Consider the following 7118-nt stretch of genomic DNA (forward strand, 5'->3'; position numbering starts at 1 on the left):
CGCTTAGGTGGTCAGCGGCTTGTAACGGATACGCTTAGGCTTGGCGCCTTCTTCACCCAGACGTTTCTTCTTGTCGGCTTCGTATTCCTGATAGTTACCGTCGAAGAAGGTGACTTGCGAGTTGCCTTCGAACGCCAGAATGTGGGTGGCGATACGGTCGAGGAACCAGCGATCGTGCGAGATCACCAGCACGGAGCCGGCGAATTCCAGCAGCGCATCTTCCAGCGCACGCAGGGTTTCCACGTCCAGATCGTTGGACGGTTCGTCCAGCAGCAGGACGTTGCCGCCTTTGAGCAGGGTCTTGGCCAGATGCAGACGGCCGCGCTCACCACCGGACAGATTGCCGACGATCTTCTGCTGGTCGGAACCTTTGAAGTTGAAGCGGCCCAGATAGGCGCGCGACGGCATGTCGAAGCGACCCACCGTCAGCATGTCGGCACCGCCCGAAACGTCGTCGAACACAGTCTTGTTGTCGGCGAGTTTGTCGCGGCTCTGGTCCACCAGCGAGATGCGGGCGGTCTGGCCGATCGCGACTTCGCCGCTGTCCGGCGTATCCAGACCGGCAATCATCTTGAACAGGGTCGATTTACCGGCACCGTTAGGGCCGATGATACCGACGATAGCGCCGGGCGGAATGGTGAACGACACGTTTTCCATCAGCAGACGGTCGCCGAAAGCTTTCGACACATTCTTGAATTCGATCACGTCGTTACCCAGACGTTCGGCCACAGGGATGAAGATCTCCTGGGTTTCGTTACGTTTCTGGTATTCGTATTCGCTCAGTTCGTTGAAGCGGGCCAGACGGGCTTTCGATTTGGCCTGACGGGCTTTAGGATTCTGGCGCGACCATTCCAGTTCCTTGGCCAGTGCTTTCTGACGGGCCGACTCATTGGCTTCTTCCTGCTTCAGGCGGTTGGATTTCTGGTCCAGCCACGAGGAGTAGTTACCTTTCCATGGAATGCCATGGCCGCGGTCCAGTTCCAGAATCCACTCGGCCGCATTGTCGAGGAAGTAGCGATCGTGGGTAATGCCGACCACGGTGCCGGGGAAGCGCAGCAGGAACTGCTCCAGCCATTCGACCGATTCTGCATCGAGGTGGTTGGTCGGTTCGTCGAGCAGCAGCATGTCCGGCTTGGACAGCAGCAATTTGCACAGCGCCACACGGCGCTTTTCACCGCCGGACAGTACGCCGATCTTGGCATCCCATGGTGGCAGACGCAACGCGTCGGCAGCCATTTCCAGTTGCAGGTTCAGATTGCCGCCATCGGCGGTGGAAATGATGGCTTCCAGACGGGCCTGTTCCGTGGCCAGTGCGTCGAAATCGGCATCTTCTTCGGCATAGGCAGCGTACACGGCTTCCAGCTTGGCTTGTGCTTCGAACACTTCGCCCAGACCCGATTCCACTTCCTGACGTACGGTTTTTTCCGGATCCAGCTGCGGTTCCTGCGGCAGGTAGCCGATGTTCAGGCCCGGCATCGGCACGGCTTCGCCCTGAATGTCGGTATCCAGACCTGCCATAATTTTCAGCAAGGTCGACTTACCGGAGCCGTTCAGGCCCAGCACGCCGATTTTCGCGCCCGGGAAGAAGGACAGCGAGATATCTTTCAGAATCTGGCGCTTGGGCGGGACGATTTTGCCCACCCGGTTCATGGTGTAGACGTAATTTGCCATGTAAATCTCGATAAAGTGTGAGGGATGCAATCAAATGCAGGAGAGGACGACAGGATACGATAAATCCTGCCGCCCGCCCACTATTTAGCGCGTTTGCTCTGCCACAGGCCTTCCGCCACGTACAGCAGCAAGGCTGACCAGATGATCAGGAAACCGATCAAACGCGGTTGCGGGAAAGCCTCATGGAATACCCACACGCCCAGCAGGGCCTGCATGCTGGGTGACAGATACTGCAGCAGACCCAGCACGGCCATGGGAATGCGGCGTGCGCCAGCGGCAAACAGCAGCAGCGGAATCGCCGTAATGGGGCCAGCTGCAGCCAGCAGCCAGCGCGTGCTGTCGGCCTCGGTGTTGAGGAAGGTGTTGGCGCCATGGCTGGTCAGCCATAGCACGTAGATCAGTGCGGCAGGGAACAGCAGCATGGTTTCCAGCGACAGCCCTTCCAGTGCCGCCAGTGCGGCGGTTTTGCGCAGCAGGCCGTAGGCGCCGAAGGTAATGCCTAAAATTAAGGCAATCCATGGCAACTGGCCGGCCTGCCACGTCAGCCACATGACGCCGGCCGCTGCTACGCCGATGGCTAACCACTGGCCACGGCGCAGCTGTTCTTTCAATACGAGCTGGCCCAGCAGCACATTAATCAGCGGATTGATGAAGTAACCGAGGCTGGCGTCGATGATGTGGCCGTTGTTGACGGCCCAGATGTAGACAAACCAGTTGGCCGACAGCAGCAGCGAGGAGGCAATAAAGCTGGCCAGCACGCGTGGCTGGCGCAGTACTTTCGGCAGCCAGCCCCATTGCTGGCGTACGCTCAGCACGATGGCGAGGAAGAGCAGCGACCACAGCATACGATGCGCGAGGATTTCCATGGGCGGCACTTCGCCGATCGCGTGGAAATACAGCGGGAACATGCCCCAGATGAAGAAGGACAATGTTGCGAATAAGATACCGGTGTTCATGACAGACGGGGGGCGGGACTGTGGCGGGTCGGCCATTATCGCTGAAATGGCCGAGTGGCGCTGCCGGCCGGCCCAAAAACTGCGGAAGCGTGCGCCACGAATGCGCGAAAGACGTGCCTGAAACGCGCCAAAAATACGCTAAAACTCGCTACTCGCAGGCGAGCGGCGTACACTGTCGATATCGAAATTTCGAACTCTGCGTCATGCGAAAATCTCCTTGCCTTTTGCAAATAGTTGGCCTATTGTGCAATGCACCAAAACAACAACAGGTGCAATCTTGACCGAGCATCACAAGAAAAGTAGTCTCGCCGCGCTCACGCTGGCGGCCGTGGGCATCGTCTACGGCGACATCGGTACCAGCCCGCTGTACACCCTGAAAACCATTTTCGACCCCGAACATGGACTGGCGCTTAACGAAGCCAATCTGCTGGGTATCATCTCCCTGATTTTCTGGGGTCTGACTTTCATTGTTTCCCTTAAGTACGTCACGCTGGTGCTGCGCGCCGATAACCGGGGCGAAGGCGGGATCATGGCGCTGATGGCGCTGGTGTTGAATTCCGTCAGCAAGGCCGCGCCCCGCGCCCACTATCCGCTGATGCTGCTGGGCGTATTCGGCGCCACCATGTTCTATGGCGATAGCGTGATTACTCCCGCGATTTCCGTGCTCAGTGCGATCGAAGGTCTGGAAGTGGCTGCGCCGGGGCTGGAACAGTACATCGTGCCGCTCACCATCATCGTGCTGGTCTCGCTGTACGCGCTGCAGAGCCAGGGCACGGCCGGTATCGGCCGCTGGTTCGGCCCCATCATGGTGATCTGGTTTGCTGCACTGGCGGCCATGGGCGTGGTGAATATCATCGAAGCGCCGCAGATTCTGGCCGCGCTGAATCCCTTCCATGCACTGCGCTTCATGTTTGAAAACCGCATGATCGCTTTCGTGGCGCTGGGTGCCGTGGTACTGGCGTTTACGGGTGCCGAAGCGCTGTATGCCGACATGGGCCACTTCGGCAAATCGCCCATCCGTGCGGCCTGGTTCCTGATCGTGTTCCCCGCTTTGGCCCTGAATTATCTGGGACAGGGCGCGCTGCTGATCGTTAATCCGGCGGCCGTCGATAACCCGTTCTTCCAGCAACTGGGCGCGTGGAGCGTGTACCCGCTGGTGATTCTGTCCACCGCGGCCACCGTGATTGCGTCGCAGGCGACGATTTCCGGCACCTTCTCGATGACCAAGCAGGCCATCGCGCTGGGTCTGCTGCCGCGCATGCGCATCATGCACACCTCGGCGAGCGAGATCGGCCAGATCTATATTCCGGCCGTGAACTGGTTGCAGCTGAGCGTGGTGCTGCTGGCCGTGATCGGCTTCGGTTCGTCCGATAAGCTGGCCGGTGCCTACGGTATCGCCGTAACGGCCACCATGCTGTGCACCACCGTGCTGACGTTCTTCGTTACCCGCTACCGCTGGAATATGCCGCTGCTGCTGTGCCTGGGCGCTACCGGCTTCTTCCTGACTATGGATGTGCTGCTGTTCTCGGCCAGCACGCTGAAACTGTTCCATGGTGGCTGGTTCCCGCTGCTGCTGGGTGCCGTGCTGTTCACCATCATGCTGACGTGGAAACGGGGCCGCTCGCTGGTGTTCCAGAATCTGCAAAAGCATGCGATTCCGCTGGAAGATTTCCTGTCCTCGCTGTTCGTGGCACCGCCTACCCGCGTGTACGGCACCGCCATTTTCCTGCGCGGCGAGAGCGATGGTGTGCCCCATGCGCTGCTGCATAATCTGTCGCACAACAAGGTGCTGCACGAACGCGTGGTGTTCTTCACCGTGCACGTGGTGGAGGAACCATGGGTGCCGGCTGATGATCAGGTGAAGATCACCGAGCTGGGCCACCAGTGCTACCAGCTCAACGTGCACTACGGCTTCAAGGATGAACCGGACATTCCGAAAGCGCTGGCCCAGTGCGAGCGGCTGGGCATGACTTTCGACATGATGGAAACGTCCTTCTTCATTGCCCGCCAGACGGTGATTTCCACCCCGGGTTCGGGCATGGCCACGTGGCGCGAGCACCTGTTTGTGGCCATGTCGCGCAACGCCCGCGGCGCGGCCGACTACTATCAGATCCCGACTAACCGGGTGATCGAACTGGGCACGCAGGTGGAAATTTAAGCACGCTAGCGTGTTAAAAAGATGTAACTGAATGTAGTGGCCGGGGCGTAAGCCCCGCTCTCTGCTACACTTCTGCTCCGTAGCGCCCCTGCCGGTCAGGGGGGCACGGCTCATAACGAATACTCCTCGAAGGTGATCATGAAATCGAAGCTTCAAATTGTGGCAGCAGCGCTGTGCGCGGCGGCGCTTCTGACCGCGTGCGGCGGTGGTACGGATAAGACGCCGGTGACTGCCGTTGTCGTCCAGCCCGCCTATAAAGTAACGGAAACGCTGGTTGGCACGGGTACCGTGGCAGAGGCCGGTGATCTGGTCACCACGCATCGGGTCGGCTATCTGTACGACTCGACCAAAGCCGATTTCAAAGGTGCCAAAGTGGAAAGCACGGTCGATAGCGGCAAGCCGGCTGCACCGTTCACGCTGGGCGTCGGTAATGTGTCGACCGGCTGGGACCAGACGATTATCGGCATGAAAGTCGGTGGCAAGCGTACTGCCATCCTGCCGGCCAATCTGGCGTATGGCAGCCTTTCCCGTGATGCGGTGACGGCTAACGGCATCACCTATCCGGCGATTCCGGCCAACAGCCCGATGGTATTCGATTTCGAGCTGGTGGATGTCACCAAGGGCATTATTCCGGTGGTGGTACCGCCGCCGACCACGCTGACCAGCGTGGATCTGGTGATCGGTAGCGGCACGGCAGCAGCAGCCGGCAAGAGCCTGAGCGTGTACTACACGCTGTACCTGTATGACGGCACCAAGCCTAATCTGCGCGGCAACAAGATCGATTCGAATGTAGGCGGCACTGCCTTTGATCTGGTGCTGGGCACCAGTAATGTGATTCAAGGCTGGCACCAGGGTCTGGTTGGTATGATGGCAGGTGGCACCCGTACCCTGACCATCCCGCCTAGCCTCGGTTACGGTTCGGTTGCACAGACTAATATTCCGGCCAACTCGACGCTGATCTTCGATATTCAGCTGATTTCGGTGAAGTAAGCCATCTCTCTGACGAAAAAAGGCAGCCTCGGCTGCCTTTTTTTATCGCACCATGTCGATGTGCATGATGCCGTCTTCGTCATACGGCTCGGTGACTTTGCGGAAGCCGTAGCTACCGTAGAATTTTTCCAGATGGGCTTGTGCGCCGATGCGGAAGCCATGGCCCGGGTGCAGGGCTTGGGCCAGCGGAATGGCTTTGGCCAACAGTGTGTGGCCGATGCCGCTGCCGCGTCCGGCCTGCGTGGTCAGCACGCGGCCCAGCGACATTTCTTCGTACTTCACGCCAGGCGGTACGCAGCGCAGATAGGCCACCAGCGTGCGCACGCCAGCTATCTCGCGCCAGGCCATCAGGTGGTGGCAGAGCGGATCGCAACCGTCGATGTCGGGATACAAACAGGTCTGTTCGAGGATGAACACCTGCTGGCGCTGTAGCAGCACCTGATACCAGTCGTGGCGGGGAATTTCGTCAAACGCCAGCCATTGCCATTCAATCATCGCAACTTCCTGTAGGTGGGAAAGCTTGATTGTAGGGCAAAGGCTGGCGCGTTTGAAGCGGCAACAGCCGGGCGCTGCCGCTTCGGCACCTGCCCGCTTAAACGATGGTCAGGGTGACGTCGATGTTGCCGCGGGTAGCGTTCGAGTAAGGGCAGACGATGTGGGCGGCTGCGACCAGTTTTTCTGCCACGTCGCGCTCCAGACCCGGCAGCGAGATTTTCAGTTCCACTTCGATGCCGAAGCCCGTTTCGATGGCGCCGATACCTACGGTGGCGTCGATCGACACGTCGGCTGGTACAGCGATCTTGTCGCGGCCGCCGACGAATTTCAGTGCGCCGATGAAGCAGGCCGAGTAACCGGCAGCGAACAGCTGTTCAGGGTTGGTACCCACGGCACCGGCACCGCCCAGCTCTTTCGGGGTGGTCAGTTTCACATCCAGTACGCCGTCCGACGAGACCGCACGGCCTTCACGGCCACCGGTGGATTTAGCATTGGCGCGGTACAGAACTTGTTTGATCGACATGATGGTTTCCTTTTCAGATAAAACTACGTTGTTGGCGATTGTATAGTGCACTACTTGATTTGCAGTTCAAGACGTTTTCTCGCGTCCATGTGCACAATATACATCGCACAAAATTAAATAGCAAGCGATTTAATTGAAATTTCTCGCATCCGGATTTTCAGCCAGAGCTTGATAATCCGTACAAATAGAGTCGAAAAATAGCAAATAAAGTCGAAAATAATGAAATATATGTTGATTTGCAGCGAAATCTGACCCACTTACCCCAGTAATTTGCAAACGAATCTGACCCACGTATACGACACAATTCTGCTCACGACATTGAGCG

7 protein-coding genes are annotated in these 7118 nt (G+C 58.5%); 2 read left to right on the forward strand and 5 right to left on the reverse strand.

From position 1 onward, the window contains the following. Nucleotides 1-3 precede the first annotated feature (3 nt). The gene (ettA, locus tag ABNT42_RS02515; RefSeq protein WP_348693572.1) at nt 4-1671 is read right to left on the reverse strand and encodes an energy-dependent translational throttle protein EttA; all 1668 of its coding nucleotides are present in this window, start codon (nt 1669-1671) and stop codon (nt 4-6) included. Nucleotides 1672-1751: 80 nt separating this feature from the next. Further along, nucleotides 1752-2627, reverse strand: a complete 876-nt coding sequence (gene rarD / locus ABNT42_RS02520; protein ID WP_348693574.1) for an EamA family transporter RarD — start codon at nt 2625-2627, stop codon at nt 1752-1754. A gap of 277 nt (nt 2628-2904) precedes the next feature. On the opposite strand from rarD, the gene ABNT42_RS02525 reads away from it, so the two are divergent. Then, nucleotides 2905-4785, forward strand: a complete 1881-nt coding sequence (locus ABNT42_RS02525) for a potassium transporter Kup (RefSeq protein WP_348693577.1) — start codon at nt 2905-2907, stop codon at nt 4783-4785. 138 nt (nt 4786-4923) lie between these two features. Continuing rightward, nucleotides 4924-5775 (forward strand): FKBP-type peptidyl-prolyl cis-trans isomerase, encoded by an 852-nt coding sequence (locus ABNT42_RS02530; RefSeq protein ID WP_348693579.1) that lies wholly within the window; start codon nt 4924-4926, stop codon nt 5773-5775. Nucleotides 5776-5817: 42 nt separating this feature from the next. Here ABNT42_RS02530 and ABNT42_RS02535 read toward each other — a convergent pair whose 3' ends face one another. The 3 genes from ABNT42_RS02535 to ABNT42_RS02545 all read right to left on the reverse strand — a co-directional run. Next, a complete protein-coding gene (locus ABNT42_RS02535; protein ID WP_348693582.1) occupies nt 5818-6270 on the reverse strand; it encodes a GNAT family N-acetyltransferase in 453 nt (150 codons plus the stop codon). Nucleotides 6271-6367: 97 nt separating this feature from the next. After that, complete coding sequence (locus tag ABNT42_RS02540; protein WP_348693585.1) at nt 6368-6793, reverse strand: organic hydroperoxide resistance protein; 426 nt, start codon at nt 6791-6793, stop codon at nt 6368-6370. A gap of 129 nt (nt 6794-6922) precedes the next feature. Beyond that, nucleotides 6923-7118: hypothetical protein (locus ABNT42_RS02545; protein WP_348693588.1), on the reverse strand; the 196-nt coding region annotated here is incomplete at its 5' end.

Source organism: Duganella fentianensis (genome assembly GCF_964031615.1).
GTDB classification, from domain to species: domain Bacteria; phylum Pseudomonadota; class Gammaproteobacteria; order Burkholderiales; family Burkholderiaceae_D; genus Rugamonas; species Rugamonas fentianensis_A.